The 17,709-nt window shown below is 74.4% G+C and carries 19 protein-coding genes; 6 read left to right on the forward strand and 13 right to left on the reverse strand.

The features are described 5' to 3' along the window. Positions 1-46: 46 nt before the first annotated feature. Both IR158_RS18295 and IR158_RS18300 read right to left on the reverse strand, forming a co-directional pair. Entirely contained in the window at positions 47-370 is a 324-nt protein-coding gene (locus IR158_RS18295) for a PGPGW domain-containing protein (RefSeq protein ID WP_291815625.1), read from the reverse strand. Positions 371-456: 86 nt separating this feature from the next. Then, positions 457-1,368, reverse strand: coding sequence for a hypothetical protein (locus tag IR158_RS18300; protein WP_291815628.1), 912 nt, complete (start codon positions 1,366-1,368; stop codon positions 457-459). Between the two features lie 60 nt (positions 1,369-1,428). Here IR158_RS18300 and IR158_RS18305 point away from each other — a divergent pair, with 60 nt between their 5' ends. Then, the gene (locus IR158_RS18305; protein ID WP_291815632.1) at positions 1,429-2,814 is read left to right on the forward strand and encodes a DUF4232 domain-containing protein; all 1,386 of its coding nucleotides are present in this window, start codon (positions 1,429-1,431) and stop codon (positions 2,812-2,814) included. Between the two features lie 21 nt (positions 2,815-2,835). Here IR158_RS18305 and IR158_RS18310 read toward each other — a convergent pair whose 3' ends face one another. Continuing rightward, positions 2,836-3,330: a MarR family winged helix-turn-helix transcriptional regulator gene (locus IR158_RS18310; RefSeq protein WP_366928471.1), complete on the reverse strand. Its 495-nt coding sequence runs from the start codon at positions 3,328-3,330 to the stop codon at positions 2,836-2,838. A 124-nt stretch (positions 3,331-3,454) separates the two neighbouring features. Between IR158_RS18310 and IR158_RS18315 the strand changes: the two genes are divergently transcribed. Beyond that, complete coding sequence (locus IR158_RS18315) at positions 3,455-4,285, forward strand: alpha/beta hydrolase (RefSeq protein ID WP_291815635.1); 831 nt, start codon at positions 3,455-3,457, stop codon at positions 4,283-4,285. A gap of 76 nt (positions 4,286-4,361) precedes the next feature. After that, positions 4,362-5,405: an alcohol dehydrogenase catalytic domain-containing protein gene (locus IR158_RS18320; RefSeq protein ID WP_291815638.1), complete on the forward strand. Its 1,044-nt coding sequence runs from the start codon at positions 4,362-4,364 to the stop codon at positions 5,403-5,405. A 275-nt stretch (positions 5,406-5,680) separates the two neighbouring features. On the opposite strand, the gene IR158_RS18325 is transcribed toward IR158_RS18320, so the two are convergent. Beyond that, complete coding sequence (locus IR158_RS18325; protein WP_291815641.1) at positions 5,681-6,460, reverse strand: aldo/keto reductase; 780 nt, start codon at positions 6,458-6,460, stop codon at positions 5,681-5,683. Between the two features lie 45 nt (positions 6,461-6,505). Further along, entirely contained in the window at positions 6,506-7,084 is a 579-nt protein-coding gene (locus tag IR158_RS18330) for a TetR/AcrR family transcriptional regulator (RefSeq protein WP_291815644.1), read from the reverse strand. A 98-nt stretch (positions 7,085-7,182) separates the two neighbouring features. Between IR158_RS18330 and IR158_RS18335 the strand changes: the two genes are divergently transcribed. Further along, positions 7,183-8,973, forward strand: a complete 1,791-nt coding sequence (locus IR158_RS18335; RefSeq protein WP_291815646.1) for an ABC transporter ATP-binding protein — start codon at positions 7,183-7,185, stop codon at positions 8,971-8,973. A gap of 33 nt (positions 8,974-9,006) precedes the next feature. Here IR158_RS18335 and IR158_RS18340 read toward each other — a convergent pair whose 3' ends face one another. After that, a complete protein-coding gene (locus IR158_RS18340; protein ID WP_291815650.1) occupies positions 9,007-9,378 on the reverse strand; it encodes an MmcQ/YjbR family DNA-binding protein in 372 nt (123 codons plus the stop codon). Between the two features lie 11 nt (positions 9,379-9,389). Further along, entirely contained in the window at positions 9,390-10,076 is a 687-nt protein-coding gene (locus tag IR158_RS18345; RefSeq protein ID WP_291815653.1) for a hypothetical protein, read from the reverse strand. Between the two features lie 143 nt (positions 10,077-10,219). On the opposite strand from IR158_RS18345, the gene IR158_RS18350 reads away from it, so the two are divergent. After that, positions 10,220-10,981 carry an endonuclease/exonuclease/phosphatase family protein gene (locus IR158_RS18350; RefSeq protein WP_291815656.1) on the forward strand — a complete coding sequence of 254 codons (762 nt, stop codon included), beginning with the start codon at positions 10,220-10,222 and terminating at the stop codon, positions 10,979-10,981. A gap of 245 nt (positions 10,982-11,226) precedes the next feature. Then, positions 11,227-11,499, forward strand: a complete 273-nt coding sequence (locus tag IR158_RS18355; RefSeq protein WP_291815658.1) for an adhesin — start codon at positions 11,227-11,229, stop codon at positions 11,497-11,499. Between the two features lie 109 nt (positions 11,500-11,608). On the opposite strand, the gene IR158_RS18360 is transcribed toward IR158_RS18355, so the two are convergent. From IR158_RS18360 to IR158_RS18385, 6 genes are all read right to left on the reverse strand, one after another. Then, on the reverse strand, positions 11,609-12,229 hold the full coding sequence (locus tag IR158_RS18360) for a CE1759 family FMN reductase (protein WP_291815660.1): 621 nt from the start codon (positions 12,227-12,229) through the stop codon (positions 11,609-11,611). A gap of 323 nt (positions 12,230-12,552) precedes the next feature. Beyond that, positions 12,553-13,740 carry an LLM class flavin-dependent oxidoreductase gene (locus IR158_RS18365; protein WP_291815663.1) on the reverse strand — a complete coding sequence of 396 codons (1,188 nt, stop codon included), beginning with the start codon at positions 13,738-13,740 and terminating at the stop codon, positions 12,553-12,555. Positions 13,741-13,841: 101 nt separating this feature from the next. Further along, entirely contained in the window at positions 13,842-14,054 is a 213-nt protein-coding gene (locus tag IR158_RS18370) for a hypothetical protein (protein ID WP_291815667.1), read from the reverse strand. Beyond that, a complete protein-coding gene (locus IR158_RS18375; RefSeq protein ID WP_291815669.1) occupies positions 14,035-14,748 on the reverse strand; it encodes a signal peptidase I in 714 nt (237 codons plus the stop codon). The genes IR158_RS18370 and IR158_RS18375 overlap by 20 nt, the downstream gene beginning before the upstream one ends. Before the next feature lie 7 nt (positions 14,749-14,755). Next, positions 14,756-15,436 carry a hypothetical protein gene (locus tag IR158_RS18380; protein ID WP_291815671.1) on the reverse strand — a complete coding sequence of 227 codons (681 nt, stop codon included), beginning with the start codon at positions 15,434-15,436 and terminating at the stop codon, positions 14,756-14,758. Between the two features lie 105 nt (positions 15,437-15,541). Next, positions 15,542-17,494 carry an EAL domain-containing protein gene (locus IR158_RS18385; protein WP_291815673.1) on the reverse strand — a complete coding sequence of 651 codons (1,953 nt, stop codon included), beginning with the start codon at positions 17,492-17,494 and terminating at the stop codon, positions 15,542-15,544. Between the last annotated feature and the right edge of the window lie 215 nt (positions 17,495-17,709).

Here is a 17,709-nt window from a genome sequence, read left to right on the forward strand (position 1 = left end):
GGTCGGTCCCGGGGGTCGGCGGCACGGCAGCACCGGCGTCGCGGCGTCAGGGTGCGGGCGGGGTGCCGTCCTCGGCAGCGGGCTCGGCACCCGGCCGTCGCCGGCCCCAGACCTCACGCCCCTTGTCGACACCCGCCTGCCCCGCGGCGCGCGCCCGGTCGAGCCAGCGCCGCGCCCACGCGAACTCGGTGGCGAGCAGCGCGAGCCCGGCCAGGATCGCGAGGATCCCCGGGCCCGGCAGGACGAGCATCGCGACGCCGGTGAGGAGCACGGTCCCGCCGACGACCGCGACGGCGACCACGCGCACGGGACGCGGCAGCAGCTGGATCTGCGCGCGGGTCCGGTCCCAGCGCTCCGACCACGAAGCCATGCGTCCCCTCCCGTCGTCGTCGGCGTGTGCGCTCCTGCTGACCCGCCGACGTCGGGCGGGTCCGCGTCGTGCCCGGCGCTGGGAATCTAGCGGAGCCGGGCGTGCACCGCCGCCGCGACCGCGTCGGCCGCGTCCGGGACGACGTGCAGGTTGAGCGCGGGCTCGAACAGCTCGGCCTCCAGCAGGACCTGCCCGTGGGCGGCGGAGTCGACCGTGTCGATGCGCGCGTACAGCGGGACGCCCAGCCCGGTGGCCTCGGCGACCGCCGCGACGACGCGCTGCGCGAACGCCGCCTCGGCGTCGGTGACGTCCACCTGCTTCGGGTGCTCGGAGTAGACGCCGCCGATGAGGCCGCCGCCCGGTGCGAGCAGCGCCCCCTTGGCGATCGCGTGCGTGAGCCGGCCGTCGATCACGTACAGCGCCTTCTCGCGCCCCTGCGACAGCTCGGGCACCTCGGGCTGCACCATCACCACGCCGCCGCCGTCGAGGATGCGGGCCGCCAGGGCGAGCGCGCGGGCGTCGTCGGCGCGGAACAGGCCCGTGTCACGTGCAGCGGCGGACACCGCGGGCTTGAGCACGACGTGCGCGTCCGGCGCGGAACCGGCGAGGTCCGCGCGCACGTCGTCGAGCGACGTCCGGTACGTCGTCGGGACGACGTCGACGCCGAGGCCGGCGAGCTGCGACAGGTACCGCTTGTCGAGGTTCCACCGCACGAGCGCCGGCGGGTTGAGCACCTGCGTCACGGACCCGGCGTGGTCGAGCCACGCGAGGAACTCCGGCAGCCGCTCGGGGTAGTCCCACGGGCTGCGCAGCACGAGCAGCTCGTAGGCGGACCAGTCCACGCTCGCGTCGTGCCACACGGTCGCGTGCGCGTCGACCCCGCGGGCCCGCAGGGCGGCGACGAGCGGCGCGGTGTCGTGGTCGGGGTCCTCGACAGGGTAGGAGTCGGTGACGACGACACCCACGCGGGTGCCCGGTCGTGAAGGCGTCGTGCTCACCTGCGGCACCTTACGTGGGGTCGGGCCGCGTGCGCGCGTGCCCGAGTAGGGTCGCGCGTCGTGAGCACCGAGGGCGAGCCGTCGACGCAGCCGCGGGACACGGCGCAGGGGCGGCGCGGGCTCGTCGTGGGAGCTGTCGCCGCGCTCGTGCTGCTGGGGGTCGGATGGCTGGTGGTCCGCGACGCGCCGCCGGCGGGCGACCGTGGCTGCTGGGTCCACGGGGACGACGGGCGGCCTCCCGCAGCCGTGACCGAGGCGGCCGGACGCCTGCGCGAGGGCGTCCCGGCCGAGGTGGCGTCCCTCGAGGTCGCGTGCCGCCTCGCGGTGGAGGCGCTGTCGGCGGACCCCGGCGCTCCGGACGTGCGCGACGACCCGGCCTCCTGGGTCGTGGGCGTGGACGCCGAGCCGCCGCGGGTCGAGGGAGTCGTGGCGGCGGCCCGCGCCCTCCTGGCCGCGGCGCCCCCCGACGCGCCCTTCGCGTGGGACCTGCGCGTGCGGGACGCGGCCCGGTCCCTGGAGGTCGTGCTCGCTGCCGGCGGCGACGCGGGTCTCGTGGCGGACGCCGTGGCGGTGCGGCTCGTCCCCGGGGTCGTCGAGACGTGGTTCGGTGTCGACGGCGGCACGGTCACGGTCGCGTCGGCGGGTGACGTCGTGCCGGTGCTCCGGGCCACCGCGGGGCGGGACCTGCCGGTGACGACCGTGACGACCGGCGACCCGTGGGTCGAGGTCCGCCAGGTGAACCCCGGGACGTGGCCCGAGGAGGACGCGGTGGCGCTCGCGTTCGACGTCGCGAGCTGGGACGGCGTGTGGCGCGTCCTGCTCGACGGGGGTGAGCCCGCGTCGACCACCCTGACGGTGGAGGTCGAGGACGACGCCCAGCGTGCCTACGTCGTCTCGCGTCTCGAGGCCCTGGTCGCGGCCCCGCGCGTGTCGTTCCGGGTGGCGTCGCCCGCCGCCGCGGTCGAGGGACTCGTGGGTGGCCCGCCACCGGCACCGCACGTGCCGGCGGCCGACGGCGTGCCGGCGTGCACGGGTGCGGAGCTCGACGTCGCGGTGCTGGGGACCGACGCGGCGGCCGGGTCGCGCTTCCTCTTCCTCGGCGCCACGCACGCGGGCGTGCAGCCGTGCGTCCTGCAGGGCGTCCCGGGGCTGGCGTTCACGCGTGCGTCCGGGACGCCCACGCCGGACCTGACGCAGCTGCCCGACCGCGGCACAGCGCCCGTCGTCGTGCTGGCGCCGGGCGCCTCGGTGCGGTCGGAGGTGCGGTGGGGTGCGATGTCGACGACGCAGGATCCCGACGTCGCCGTCGCGGTCACCGTGCAGCCCGTTCCCGGCGGGCCGGCCGTCGACCTCGCACTGCCCATGGACCTGGACGTGCTCGCGGGTGCCACCGTGAAGGTCCGACCGTGGGACGTCGGCGGGGAGCTCCCCGAGGCCGGGCGCTGACGACCGGCGGCTGAACGGCCGTCAGGTGCGGCCGGCGTCGGGCGCGGTGCCCGTCGCGTGCGCGGGTGCCGTGCGGGTGACCGTCGCGAGCAGCCTGCCGAGCACCGCGAGCTCGTCGGCGTCGAGCCCGAACGCGGCACCGACGCGGGCCGGCACGTGCGCCAGCCGGTCACGCAGGGCGTGCCCCTCGTCGGTGAGCGCGACCGTGACCGAGCGCTCGTCGTCGGCCCGTCGACGGCGCTCGAGCAGGCCGCGCGCCTCGAGCCGCTTGAGCAGCGGCGAGACCGTGCCGTAGTCGAGGTGCAGCACGTCGATGACCTGGCGCACGGTCTGCTCGCCGCGGGTCCACAGCACGACGAGCACGAGGTACTGCGGGTAGGTGAGGCCCACCGGGTCGAGCAGTCCGCGGTACACGGACGTCATCGCCCGCGAGGCCGCGTACAGGTCGAAGCAGAGCATCGTCGCCAGGGAGATGCCGTCGGTCCGCGCGTCGTCCGGGCGGGTGTCGTCGTCCACCCCATGAGTGTAGATCACGTCTTGACGTCCACAACTAGATCGTGCACGATGTAATAGTTCTCGCCTGATCGGGCGGGGCGCCGAGTCCCGGGCCACCGCCCGGGCGCCGAGAGAGGCCAGGGGCATGCCGTACATCACCAGCACCGCGACCGACCAGACCGTCGAGCTCTACTACGAGGACCACGGCACCGGGCAGCCGGTCGTGCTGATCCACGGCTACCCGCTCGACGGGCACTCGTGGGAGAAGCAGACCGTGGCCCTGCTCGACGCCGGCTACCGGGTCGTCACGTACGACCGCCGCGGCTTCGGCCGCTCCACCAAGGCCACGCAGGGCTACGACTACGACACCTTCGCGGCCGACCTCGACGCGGTCCTGACGACGCTCGACCTGCGGGACGCCGTCCTCGTCGGCTTCTCCATGGGCACCGGCGAGGTCGGCCGGTACCTGGGCACCCGCGGGTCGGACCGGGTCGCCAAGGCCGCGTTCCTGGCGGCCATCGAGCCGTTCCTGCTGCAGACGGAGGACACCCCGGACGGTCTGCCGCAGAGCGCCTTCGACGGCATCGTCGCGACCGCGCGCGCGGACCGCTTCGCATGGTTCGACGAGTTCTTCGCCAACTTCTACAACCTGGACGAGAATCTGGGCTCGCGCATCAGCGAGGCGGCCGTGCGCGGATCATGGGCCGTGGCCGCGGGCTCGGCCCCGTGGGCCGCGTGGGCGGTCGTCCCGACGTGGCACACCGACTTCCGCGCCGACATCGCGAAGATCGACGTCCCCACCCTCATCCTGCACGGCACCGCGGACCGCATCCTGCCGGTCGACGCGACGGGGCGCGCGTTCGCGGCTCTGCTGCCCGAGGCGACGTACGTCGAGGTCGAGGGCGCGCCCCACGGTCTGCTGTGGACGCACGCCGACGAGGTCACGCGCGCGCTGCTCGACTTCCTCACCGCCTGACCCGTCCGTCGGTGCCGACCGCGGCGAGCAGCGCCGGTCGGCACCGACGGCCCGCCAGGCGGTGGAGGATGGGCCCGTGCGTGCGGTCGTGGTCGAGCGGTTCGGTGTCGTCCCCCAGGTGAGGCAGGTCCCGGACCCCGCCTGCCCCCGCGACGGCGTCGTCGTGCGCGTCGCCGCGACCGGCGTGTGCCGCAGCGACTGGCACGCTTGGCAGGGGCACGACGACGACGTGACGCTGCCGCACGTGCCCGGCCACGAGCTGGCCGGGACGGTCGTCGAGGTCGGTCCCGACGTGCGCGGCTGGCGCGTGGGTGACGTCGTCACCGTCCCGTTCGTCATGGCCTGCGGCACGTGCACGACGTGCCGCGCGGGCGACCAGCAGGTGTGCCCGCACCAGACGCAGCCGGGGTTCACGCAGTGGGGCTCGTTCGCCGAGCTCGTCGCGCTGGACCACGCCGACACCAACCTGGTGCGGGTCCCCGCGGGCCTCGCGCCGGTCGCTGCCGCGGCGCTCGGCTGCCGGTTCGCGACGTCCTACCGTGCGGTCACGGTCCACGCCGCCGTCCGCGCGGGCGACCAGGTCGCGGTGCTCGGTTGCGGGGGCGTGGGGCTCTCCGCGGTCATGGTGGCGGCGGCGGCCGGGGCGCACGTCGTGGCCGTCGACCCGTCACCGGTCGCCCGCGAGGCCGCCCGCGCGGCCGGTGCGCACGTGACCCTCGACCCGCGGACCGACGCCCCGGCGTCCGTGGCCGCCGCGATCGTCGAGGCCACCGGGGGAGGGGCCCACGCGACGATCGACGCGCTCGGCAGTCCTGCCACCGCGCAGGCCGGCGTGCTCGCGCTGCGCCGCCGCGGCCGGCACGTCCAGGTGGGGCTGCTGCTGCGGGAGGACGCGTGGACGGCGCTGCCGATGGATCGCGTCGTCGCGTGGGAGCTGTCCGTGCACGGCAGCCACGGGATGGCGGCGCACGAGTACCCGGCGATGCTCGACGCGATCGCGGCAGGACGGCTGGCGCCGGCCGGTCTGGTCGGGCGCACGACGGACCTCGAGGGTGCGGGTTCGGCACTGGCAGGGCTTCCTGCGGCGGGTGCCGCGGGGATGACCGTCGTCGTCCCCTGACGCCGGGCGGCGCCGTGAGCCCGCCGCGGCGGACGCGACGCGCACGACTGTGGTTGACGTCACGTCCGGATGTCCGGTAGACCTTGCGCAGGCGACACAACGGCGTGGCGCCGAACGCAAGACCCGGGCCCGGTTCCTCGGTAAGGCCGAGTGCCCGACGTGCTCGCCGGTCGCATCGCGACGGTGGCGAGCACGTGCGGGGTGGGAGCGCAGCCACGGACGGGGCGGTCCCGGAGTGCCTCCGCGTCTGATGCTGCAGGCCTGCGGGCGTCCGCTCAGCGGCCCAGCTCGTCGATGGCCGCGACCTCCTCGGCCGTCAGCGTGAGGTCCAGCGCTGCGAGGTTCTCCTCGAGGCGCTCACGCCGCACCGACTTCGGGATCACCACGACGTCGTGCTCGACGTGCCAGCGCAGGACCACCTGCGCGGGCGTCGCACCGTGCGCGCGGGCTGCGGCCGCGATAGGTCCGGCATCGAGGTCCGTGCGCTTCAGCGGGCTGTACCCCTCGACCACGACGCCGCGCTCGCGGTGCGCCGCCAGCAGCGCCGCGTCGTGGTCCACCGGCGAGTACGGGATCTGGTTGACCGCCGGTGCCTCGCCCGTCGCGGCGATCAGCTCGTCGATCTGGGCGATCGAGTAGTTCGACACGCCGATGGAGCGGACGTGGCCCTCGTCCCGGGCACGGCGCAGCTCCTCCCAGACGTCGGGGCGCGCCTGCCCGCCCGGCGGCCAGTGGATGAGCCACAGGTCCAGGTGGTCGGTGCCGAGCGCGGCCAGCGACTCCATGAGCGTCTGCCGAGCGCGGTCGGCGTGGTCCGGTGGCAGCTTGGTGGTGAGGAAGACGTCGTCACGGTCGATGCCGCGGGTGGCGAGGACGCGGCCGACCTGCGCCTCGTTGCCGTAGCCGGTCGCGGTGTCGACGTGCCGGTAGCCGAGCTGCAGCGCGGTGCTGACGGCGAGCTCGGCGTCCGAGCCCTCCGACTGCCACGTGCCGAGGCCCATCACGGGGATGACGCCGCCGGGCAGGGTCAGGGTGGGAGCGGTGAAGTCGGGCATGCGTCCATCCTCAGGGAGGGTGGGGCGGATCGCAGGTCGGGCGGGTCACGCCACCGTGGGGGCCGCGACCGCCTTGTCGAGCGTCAGCAGCAGGCGGGTGACGACCGTGTGGCGGTCCTCGGTGCCGGTGCTGAGCGTGGACCATGCGAGGTAGAGCACCGACCAGACGACGCCGAGCATCCAGCCGGCGTCCATCCGGCTGTCGAGCGAGCCGTCCTGCGTCCCACGCGTGTACAGGGCGACCAGGGCGGTCTGGTTGGCCTCGTCACCCGACCAGCGCTCCTCGGGGACGGAACCCGTGAAGAGCACGGTCAGCAGGTCGCCGAGCTCCAGGTACTCCTGTGCGACGCGGAGCAGCGCCTCGCGCGCGGTGCCGTCCTCGAGGCGTGCGCGGGCGTGGGCCGCGCTGATGCTCCGGACCGCGTGTGCCCCGACGGCGTCGAGCAGGCCCTCCCGATCGGGGAAGTAGCGGTGCAGCGTGGTCCGGCCGACGTCGGCGAGGTCGGCCACGCGGCTCAGCGCGGCGGCGGGGTCCTCGGCGAGCGCACGGACGGCGGCGTCGACGATCGCCTGCCGGGTGCGCGCGCGGGCCGCCGACGTCGGTGCGGGTGCGGAGTCGGCCACGTTCGCACGGTACACGGCTAACTCAGACAGGGCCGACGTTGACCGTGACGGAACGCTCGTGTTCCACTATGGCAATGACTCAGCCCACTTTGCTAGCCGTGTCCGACTCCTCCGCCGAGGGTGCGGCCGGGGGCCGCGATCGCCTGCGCATCCTCCTGGACCTCGTCCGTCCGCACCGGCGCACGCTGACGCTCGGCCTCGTCCTGGGCCTCGCAGGGACGGGACTCTCTCTCGCGACCCCGATGGTGACCAAGTGGGTGCTCGACTCGTTGGGGACGGGCGAGTCGCTCGCGCGACCGGTTGCGTGGCTCCTCGCGCTCTTCGTCGTCGGCACGGTCGTGGGCTACGTGCAGTGGGTGGTCATGGGAACGCTGGCCGAGCGCATCGTCCTCGACGCGCGCGAGTCCCTGGTGCGCCGGTACCTGCGCGCGACGGTCGCCGCAGTGACCGGGCGGCCCAGCGGGGAGCTGGTCACGCGCGTCACGTCGGACACCGTCCTCCTGCGCGAAGCGACGTCGTCGAGCCTCGTCGGGCTCGTCAATGGCGTCGTCGCCCTCCTCGGCACGCTCGTCCTCATGGGTGTGCTGGACCGTGTCCTGCTCGGCACGACGATCGGCGCGATCGTCGTCGTCGGCGCGGTCATGGCCGTGCTGCTGCCCGGCATCGGCGCGGCCGAGAAGGCGTCGCAGGAGGCGCTGGGGCGCCTCGGCGGGACGCTCGAGGGCTCGCTGCGCGCCGTCCGGACCGTCAAGTCGAGCCGGGCCGAGTCCCGCCAGGGCGTCACGGTGCTGACCGCCGCCCGCGAGGCCCGCGACCACGCGGTGCGCGCCGTCCGGACGACCGCGCTCGCCTGGACCGTGTCGTGGGGCGGCATCCAGCTCGCGATCATCGTCATCCTCGGCCTCGGAGCCTGGCGGGTCGGCCAGGGCGAGCTGGCGGTGTCGAGCCTCGTCGCGTTCCTGCTCTACGCGTTCAACATCGTCGGACCGATCACCGAGCTCACGCAGGCGATGACGCAGCTGCAGTCCGGCATCGCTGCGGCGGCGCGCATCAGCGAGGTCGCCGCGATGGACGTCGAGCCCGACGCGCCGACGGCGCCGGACGGCGCGGGCGGCCCGCTGGGCGACGTCGACGACGTGCCGGTCCTCGAGCTGCAGGACGTCACAGCCGCTTACGGACCGGGCCTGCCGCCCGCCGTCCGCGACCTGTCGATCAGCGTGCCGCGCCGCGGTCACACCGCACTCGTCGGCCCGTCCGGCGCGGGCAAGACCACGGTGTTCTCGCTGCTGCTGCGTTTCCTCGAGCCGCAGGAGGGGCAGATCCTGCTCGACGGTCGCCCGTACGCCGCGTGGAGCCACGCCGAGGTGCGGTCACGGTTCGCGTACGTCGAGCAGGAGACCCCCGTGGTGCCCGGCACGATCCGCGACAACCTGCTCTTCAGCAACCCGGACGCGAGCGCTGAGGAGGTGTCCGACGCGCTCGCGGCCGTCAGGCTCGACGACGCTTTCGACGCGCTGACCGACGGGCTCGACACCCGGCTGTCGGAGACGTCGGTGTCGGGCGGTCAGCGCCAGCGCATCGCGCTCGCCCGCGCGCTGCTCTGCCGGCCGCAGGTCATGCTGCTCGACGAGGCGACCGCCCAGGTCGACGGCCTCACGGAGGCGGCGGTGCACGACGCGATCCGCGTGCTCGCGTCCACGGGCGCGGTCGTCACCGTCGCGCACCGGCTGTCGACCGTCGTCGACGCGGACACGATCCTCGTGCTCGACGGTGGTCGCGTGCGCGCCCGTGGCACGCACGCCGAGCTGCTCGCCTCGGACGCGCTGTACCGCGACCTCGTCGAGGCGCTGCGGATCGCGGACGCCCCGGCAGGCCTCGACGCGGGCTGATCCGCGAGGCGGGCTGATCCGCGAGGCGGGGCGTCAGGGGGGCGAGCCGCCCGGTGCCGGAGGGCCCAGCCCTGGGTGCGTCCGCCGCAGCACCGGTGGCGCCGCCCACCACCACGACTCGGCGAGCAGCGCGCGGACCAGGTCCGTACCCGCGACGCGCAGGTCCACCAGGACGAGGTCGGTGCCCTGGTGGTGGTCGGTCGTGGAGTACACGTCGGGGTCCTGTGCGGCGAGGGCCTGCCGCTCGCCGTCGTCCTCGACGTGCACCGTCAGCCGGTGCTCGTCCCACATCCGTGCCACGAGCCGCCGGTGGAACCAGGCGGGCGTCCCCCAGCTCAGGCGCTCGGTGACCTCCGGGAGCGCGAGCGCCAGGCGGCGCACCACGTCGAGCTCCGTGCCGGCCACCCGAGCCGCCCTTAGGCCTCGGAGCCCGGGTCGGTGCGGCCGGGCCCCGCCTCGAGCCGGTCGCCTGGGTGGCCCGTCAGGCCGAGCTCGTCGGCCAGGAACATGAAGGCACGCGCGTAGGGCTGCCCCTCGATGTCCTGGCGCACGAGGTCCCAGTCGATCTGCTCGCGCAGCGCGCGGGCCATGGGCAGCAGCCACGTGAAGTCGCAGTAGTGCTCGCCGAGCACCCGCATCTTCGCCGAGATGATGTCGGTCGCGGGCAGGACGGGCATGCGCACGGCCAGCACCTCGAGCTGGTCGGCGTGCGCGAGCTGCTCCCGGGTCACGGGTTCGCCGACCATCCGGAAGATGACGTCGATCAGCTGCCCGTGGTGGTAGGCCTTGAACAGCCAGTTCTCGGCCGGTTGCTGCACGTCCAGCCCGGCCGCCGCGAGTGCGGCACGCGCCGCGTCCACGTCGTCCTGGGCGACCGCGAAGTCGGCGTCGTGGCTGGGCTCCGGGGCCCCACGGGCCCACGCGGCGTACCCGCCGACGAGCGCGAACGGGATCTGTGCCTCCAGGAGCGCCACCGCCGTGCGCCGCAGGCCGTCCTGCAGGGCCGCGCGGTCGTCGGGGGTCTCCGCGCCCGTCGGCTGCGGCAGGGGCGGCGGTGCAGCACCGGTGAGCGGCGCCGGCGCGTCTGTCGGGGTCGAGTGCATGGCACGGTGTCTACACCGCACCGGCGGACCGCGCGCGTCGAGACGGCCGCGGGCGCACATGACGACCACGGCCGGGGTGGACGCGCCCCGGGGTCGTGGCGGGTTGCCGTGCGGGGGCCCCGGGGACCGGTGAGAATCGCAAGGTGCGGCTCGCGACCTTCAACATCCTCCACGGGCGCTCGCTCGTGGACGGGCGGGTCGACCTCGACCGGTTCGCCGACGCCGTGCGGCGCCTCGACGCCGACGTCCTCGCGCTGCAGGAGGTCGACCGGGCGCAGAGCAGGTCGCACTGCGCGGACCTGACGGCAGTGGCCGCCGAGGCGATGGGCGCGCCGCACCACCGGTTCGTCGCGACCCTGCACGGCGAGCCGGGCCTGTGGGTCGCCGGCACGGGCGAGGAGCAGCCGGACACGGCCGCCTACGGCATCGCGCTGCTCTCGCGCCGACCGGTGCGAGAGTGGCACGTGCTGACGCTGCCCACGCTGCGCCGCCGCACGCCGGTGCGGTTCCCGGGCTCGCGCTGGCCCGAGCTCGTCCGGGACGAGCCCCGCACCGCGCTCGGCGCGGTCGTGGACGACGAGCGTGGGCCGCTGACCGTGATCTGCACCCACCTGACGTTCATCCCGGGGTGGAACGTGCGGCAGCTGCGTCACCTGGTGCGTGAGACGCGCACGCTGCCGGGTGCAAAGGTCGTCATGGGGGACCTCAACCTGGCGGGCGAGCAGCCGGCGCGGCTGTCCGGGCTGCAGTCGCTCGCGCAGGCGCCCACGTTCCCGGTCGACGAGCCCGTGCGCCAGCTCGACCACGTCCTCGCCGGGCCGGGCGTCCACGCGTCGGGCCCGGGCCGGGCGCTCGACCTGGGACTGTCGGACCACCGGGCCCTCGTCGTCGACGTCTCCCGCTGATCCTCGCTGGGGCGCGGAGGATAGGACGCCCGGCGTGAGGGCGCAGCCCCGGAGCGGACAAGCCGGGAGGGATCTCGCGAGTCGGACGAGCGTTTGCGCCCGTGCTGCCGCTCGGGTCACGGTGGACGATGTCCGACGGCGTCGGACCGGGGCACGTCGTCCCGCCCGTGGTGCGGCCGTGGCCGCCGACGCGGCGGGGCCGCGGGTGCCGGCCGACGTCCCCAGGCCCTGGGAGAGGAGCACCCGTGCTCACACTGACCGACACCGCCCGCACCGCCGTCGAGACCCTCACGAGCCAGGCCGGTCTGCCCGAGGAGGGCGGCCTGCGCATCGCCGAGCAGGAGACGGGAGGCTTCGAGCTCGAGCTCGTCGCCGCCCCGGACCCGGGGGACGACGTGGTCGCCGAGGGCGCGGCCCGCGTCTACGTCGACCCGCGCACGTCCCAGACGCTCGCCGAGCAGCTGCTCGACGTGGAGGCGACGGAGACGGGGGCCGTCTTCACCCTGACGCACCAGTGACGCACCGGTGACGCACCGGGTGCCGCACGCCTGGCGCGTCGCAGCGTCCGAGGGGCCGACCACCACCGGTGGTCGGCCCCTCGTCGTCGGGTCCGTGCGCGGGCGGCGGTCAGGAGCCGCCGAGCATGTCCTCGAAGGACGGCACGGCGTCGTACAGCCCGGTCCGGGTGACCGGCTCGCGGGCCGCGACGCGCTGGGCGAGCTCGGCGGCCGCCCGTCGGATCCGGGCGGGCAGCGGCTTGACCTGCTCGGTGCCCGCGTCGGCCCAGTCGTCCGTCGCGGCGAAGACCGACGTCGGCACGACGTCCGCGTGCAGGTAGGCGAACAGCGGGCGCAGCGCGTGGTCGAGCGCCAGCGAGTGACGCGCGGTGCCGCCGGTCGCGCCCAGCAGCACGGGGGTTCCGTCGAGCGTGTCGGGGGCGAGCACGTCGACGAACGACTTGAACAGCCCCGCGTACGACGCGGCGTACACCGGTGACACCGCGATGACGCCGTCCGCACCCGCCAGGGCGCTCTGAGCGGCCGCGAGGTCCGGACGGGCGTAGCCGGTCAGGGTCATGTCGACGACGTCGTGCGCCAGACCGCGCAGCTCGACGACCTCGACGACCGCATCGACGCCGCGCGCGGTGAGATCGGCGACGGTGGCCTCGGTGAGGCGGTCGGCCAGGATGCGGGTCGACGACGGCTGCGACAGCCCGCCGGAGACGACGACGATCGATCGGGACGTCACGGGGTCCTCCTGGGGACGTGCTGGGCGGGACTGGATTGCACTCTCGCGGGAGAGGGGGGTGACTGGATCGTCCTCTCGCGGTGAGAGTGCAATCCAGTTGCTTCCGGGGAGGGGGCTGGATTGCCCTCTCGCGGGAGGGGGTGGCTGGATCGTCCTCTCGCGGTGAGAGTGCGATCCAGTTCGCTTCGGGGAAGGTGGCTGGATTGCTCTCTCGCGCGGGAGGGGGTGACTGGATTGCACTCTCGCGGTGAGAGGGTGATCCAGTTGCTTCCGGGGAGGGGGCTGGATTGCACTCTCGCGGTGAGAGGGTGATCCAGTTTCCTTCAGGGGAGGGTGGTGGCGCCGGCGGCCTCGGCGGCGGCGAGGTCGTCCTCGGCGGCCTTGCCCGTCCAGTGGTCCGCGGTCGCGGCCTGCTGCACGTGGACGCGCCCGGCGGCGCGGGCGGCGGCGACGCGCTCGGCGTGCGTCGGCGGGTTCGCCGGGACGTCGGCGGGACGGCGGGACTCGGCCTCCCTGCGGAGCACGGGCACGACGTCCTCGGCGAGGATGTCGATCTGCTCGAGCACGGTCTTGAGCGGCAGGCCGGCGTGGTCCATGAGGAACAGCTGGCGCTGGTAGTGGCCGACCTGCTCCCAGAACGCGCCGTACCGGTCGATGACCTGCTGCGGGCTGCCGACGGTCAGCGGCGTCTCGCGCGTGAAGTCCTCCATCGACGGGCCGTGCCCGTAGACGGGGGCGTTGTCGAAGTACGGGCGGAACTCGTCCCACGCGTCCTGGCTGTTCTTGCGCATGAACACCTGCCCGCCCAGGCCGACGATCGCCTGGTCCGCGCGGCCGTGGCCGTGGTGCTCGTACCGCTGCCGGTAGAAGTTCACCATCTGCGCGGTGTGCTCCATGGGCCAGAAGATCGCGTTGTGGAGGAACCCGTCGCCGTAGTAGGCGGCCTGCTCGGCGATCTCGGGGGAGCGGATCGAGCCGTGCCACACGAACGGCGCGACGCCGTCGAGCGGGCGGGGCGTCGAGGTGAACCCCTGCAGGGGGGTGCGGAACTTGCCGGACCAGTCGACGACGTCCTCCTCCCACAGCCGGCGCAGCAGCGCGTAGTTCTCGATCGCGAGCGGCAGGCCCTGGCGGATGTCCTTGCCGAACCACGGGTAGACGGGGCCGGTGTTGCCGCGGCCCATCATGAGGTCCATGCGGCCGTCGGCGATGACCTGGAGCATCGCGTACTCCTCGGCCAGGCGGACGGGGTCGTTGGTGGTGATGAGCGTCGTGGCGGTGGACAGCACGATGTTCTTGGTGCGGCCCGCGAGGTAGCCGAGCATCGTCGTGGGGGACGACGGGACGAACGGCGGGTTGTGGTGCTCGCCGGTGGCGAAGACGTCGAGCCCGGCGGCGTCGGCGTGCTCGGCGATGGTGAGCATCGCGCGCACGCGCTCCGTGTCGTCCGGGGTCCGTCCGGTCGTGGGGTCCGTGGTCACGTCACCGACGGAGAAGATCCCGAACTGCATGCTGCACCTCGCTCATCGAGTTCATGCGTTTGCATCGAACAGGTGGCTCAACGGGCCCGGCGGCGCAGGTATTCCGGTCGTCCGGTGGCGCGTCGCGCGGGTCACCCGGCGGGAGCGGGCCCCGGGGTCGGGAAGACGAGGGACGTCGACACGACGGTGGTCGTCCGCACGGTGTCCGTCAGGAGTGCCGCCGTGAGCTCGACCGCCGACGACACCACGAGCAGCACCAGGAGCAGGCTCAGCACGGCGAGCCGCACCCACGTGCCGCGGGTCACGAGGCCTGCGGCACGCGCGTCACTCGAGGACGAGCGCATCGACCCTCCTGTCGTCCTGCGGGCGCTCGGCGCGGTGGGCGCGCCGCCGCCCCTCCAGCACCGAGACCACCTCGAGCGTCGCGAGGGCGAGCAGGGGCGGGACGAGCATGACCGCGCGGCCTCGCGGCGACGTCGCCCACGACAGCACGGGACCCCAGCCGTGGTGGACCTCCAGCAGCACACCCTGCACCCGCTCGACCGGTGTGGCGTTCGCGTCCGGGCTGTCGTTCGCGTCGCCCTGGGTCCGGATGTAGGGCTGCAGGACGGGCTGGCCGTCGTCGCCCAGGACCGGCTCCATGCGGCCCGACCCGTCACCGACCTCGCGCATCGCCGGCAGGCGGTGCAGGGACACGATGCGGTGGGTCACCAGCCCGGTCTGGCCGACCGGCTGGAACGTGACCACAAGGTTCGGCTTGAGCTCGGAGGCGTCCGACACCGCCCGCAGGACCACGACGTCGCCGGCCAGGAACCGCGGTGCCATCGAGCCGGACGTCACGATCAGCAGCCGCTGACCCTGCGCCTGGTACCACAGCGGCGCCGCGAGCGAGGCGACGAAGGCCACGACCCCCACGGTCACCACGGTCCACAGCGCCACGCTCGTCGTGCGTCGCCACCAGGGCGTGCGAGGGCGGGCCGCCGGGCGCGACGCGCGGCGGTCGACGAAGGGCTGCGGGGCCTGGCGGTCCGGGGTCAAGGCCGTCTCAGTTGTTCACCGTCTGCTCGGAGTCGAGCTGGAACGTCAGCTCGGCGGCCGTGTTCTGGTAGTCGTCGTCCGCGTCGATCGACATGTCGACGCGCACGCACAGCGTCTCCGACCTGACCACGGCGTCGAGCGGGCGGTCACCGGGCTGCAGGCCCGTCGCCGGGTGGCCGACGATCGGGGCCAGGTCCGGACCGGGCGGGAGCCCGAAGTCGCCGTCCACGAGGTTCCCCGTGTCGCCCAGGGGCACGGCGTCGTCCGTGCCCGCGAGCGTGCAGGCGGGCACCGCGAAGATGCGCGTCCGCAGCTGGGTGCGCAGGTCGCCGGGGCCGGGGACGCCCGTGGTGGGCGTCGTCGTCGCGGCAGCCATGCTCACGGCGTACCGGAGCGCGAGGGAGCCCTCGTTGCTCACCGTCAAGGGTGCGAAGACGCTCCCGCCGGGTGCCAGGCCCTCGAGGGGCAGCTCGAACTGCGCGCCGTCGGCCGTGAGCACCACGGTGCCCGTCGTGATGGCGCCGCTCAGGGAGTCCTGGTCGGTGAACAGGGCCGACGTCGTCAGTGACGTCACGCCCACGCCCGCGAGGAGGAGGATCGCCCCCGTGGCCCAGACCCGGCGACGTCGCGCCACGTCCTGCCGCGACGGTTCGGGGTCGATCATGTCCTCGAGCAGCTCGTCCATCATCGCGTCGGCCCCTTCTCCGCGTCGCGCCCCATCGCCGGCCGCAGTCCGCCTGCTTCGTCCCCCATCGGCGCGGGCTGCGTCGACCTTGAGGACAACGCGGCAACTTCACCCGATCGGGTGAAGCGAGCTGCCGCCGGGCGGATGCACCGCCGACGCAGGTGCGGGCCGCGCCCACAGGTAGCCCTGCGCCCGGTCGACGCCCAGGCGTTCCAGCGTGCGCGCCGTCGGCTCGTCCTCGACGCCCTCGGCCACCACGCGCAGACCGAACGAGTGCGCCAGGTCCACCATCGCCTGCACGACGACCTCCGACCCGGCCCGGCCGCCCTCGCCGAGGTCGGCGACGAACACCCGGTCGATCTTCAGCTCGGCCACCGGCAGGTCGCGCAGCTGCGAGATGGACGTCGTGCCCGTCCCGAAGTCGTCGATCGCGACGCACACCCCCAGGGCGCTCAGGCGCTCCAGGACCGGCACCACACGGGTGCGGTCCGCGACCAGCGCGGTCTCCGTGACCTCGACCTCCAGGAGCGAGGGCTCCACGCCGTGCCGCGCCAGCAGCAGCTCGATCATGTCGACCACCGCAGGGCTCGCGACGTCGTGCGCGGACAGGTTGACCGCGACCGGCACGGCCTCGCCCTGCGCGTGCCAGAGCGCGAGCTGCCGCACCGACTCCTCGAGCGCGAACTCCGTGACGCGGTGGATCAGCCCCGACTGCTCGGCGAGCGGCACGAACGCGCCCGGCGGGAGCAGCCCCCGTGTGGGGTGCCGCCAGCGGATCAGCGCCTCGAGTCCCACGGTGCGCTGCGAGGACAGCTCGATCTTCGGCTGGTAGTGCATCTCCAGCTGCGGGACCTCGCCGGGGTCGCCGCGGGACTCGAGCACGCGGTGCAGCTCACCCAGCAGCACGAGCCGCGCGGGCGAGGAGTCGTCCGCCGCGGGGGAGTAGACGCTCACGCCCGTGCGGTGGTGCTTGGCGGCGTACATCGCGATGTCGGCCGTGCGCATGAGAGCCGAGGCGTCCGCGGCATGGTCCGGCAGGCACGCGACGCCGATCGACGTCTCGACGTGCAGGGCGATGTCGCTCAGCTCGAACGGGCGGGCGAAGAGCCCGCGCACCCGCAGGGCGAGGCGCTCGGCGTTCGCGACCGTCCGCACGTCGGGGAGCAGGATCGCGAACTCGTCGCCGCCGAGGCGCGCGACCACGTCGTCGTCGCGCAGCGCGTGACGCAGTCGCTCGGCGACCTGCTGCAGCAGCTCGTCGCCGTGGTCGTGCCCGAGCGTGTCGTTGATGTCCTTGAACCGGTCGATGTCGAGCAGGATCAGGCCCACGCGGGCGTCGTCGTCGGCGACCTTGTCGATGGCGCGCTGCATCTGGTCGGCGAGCAGCCGGCGGTTGGGCAGGCCGGTGAGGGAGTCGAGCAGCGCCAGGCGAGCGTTGTCGAGCGCGGTCGAGCGCAGCCTGCGGGACGTGGAGTGCACGATCTGGAACAGCAGCAGCCACAGCACGACGAGGCTGCCGGCGACGACGAGCGTGACCGTGCGGGTCGTGGTCTGCAGCGTCTGCTGCGTCACGGTGTGGTCGAGCATCACCTCCGCGGCGCCGACGGGGGCCGTGGCACCGACGTCCGCCTGCGCCTCGGGCGTGGCGGTGTCCGCCAGCCGCACCGGGACGTAGACGTCGAGCACCGTGCGCTCGTCGGGGGCCGCGGCGCCCGCCCGCACGTCCGGCTGGACGACCGCGTCGGGGGCGCCGGCGCGCATGACGCGCGCCAGGCGGTCCGCGCGGGGCAGCCCGGTCGTCGCCCCGTCCGAGGAGTACATGAGCCGCCCGTCCGCGCTCCACAGCCGCAGCTCGACGAGCTCCTCGCCGAACCCGCGGGTCGCCTCCGACACCGCGTGGCGCTCCTCGGCGGACAGGACCCCCGTCACGAAGGCGGTCGACGGCACCACGCGTGCCGCGAAGACCGCCATCCTGGACGCCGCCGCCGTGCCGTCCCGCACGGCCTGACCACGCATCTGCGACGACGTCACGACGACCAGGGCGACACCCACGAGGAGCATGCCGACGAGGCTCACGAGAGCGAACCGGCGCGTCGGGCTCGAACGGCGGCGACCAGCTGGCACGTGCACCTCGCGGCTCGGGCGGACCGGGGGACCTTTCCGTCAGGGTATGTCGCCCGGTGGTGCCGGTGGCGGACGCCGGGCTCGGTGGCGTCCGCGTCGGTCGGGAACGCCGGGTGAATGTCGTGTGTTGAGTCCGACGGAGCCGCCACCAG

This window comes from Cellulomonas sp., from assembly GCF_015234515.1.
GTDB lineage: Bacteria > Actinomycetota > Actinomycetes > Actinomycetales > Cellulomonadaceae > Cellulomonas.

Coding starts and splice junctions, on each gene's coding strand:
- IR158_RS18315 (WP_291815635.1), top strand. CDS start 3,455: ATGCCGTACATCACCAGCACCGCGACCGACCAGACCGTCGAGCTCTAC.
- IR158_RS18365 (WP_291815663.1), bottom strand. CDS start 13,740: ATGCAGTTCGGGATCTTCTCCGTCGGTGACGTGACCACGGACCCCACG.
- IR158_RS18345 (WP_291815653.1), bottom strand. CDS start 10,076: ATGCACTCGACCCCGACAGACGCGCCGGCGCCGCTCACCGGTGCTGCA.
- IR158_RS18295 (WP_291815625.1), bottom strand. CDS start 370: ATGGCTTCGTGGTCGGAGCGCTGGGACCGGACCCGCGCGCAGATCCAG.
- IR158_RS18380 (WP_291815671.1), bottom strand. CDS start 15,436: ATGATGGACGAGCTGCTCGAGGACATGATCGACCCCGAACCGTCGCGG.
- IR158_RS18370 (WP_291815667.1), bottom strand. CDS start 14,054: ATGCGCTCGTCCTCGAGTGACGCGCGTGCCGCAGGCCTCGTGACCCGC.
- IR158_RS18385 (WP_291815673.1), bottom strand. CDS start 17,494: ATGCTCCTCGTGGGTGTCGCCCTGGTCGTCGTGACGTCGTCGCAGATG.
- IR158_RS18325 (WP_291815641.1), bottom strand. CDS start 6,460: ATGCCCGACTTCACCGCTCCCACCCTGACCCTGCCCGGCGGCGTCATC.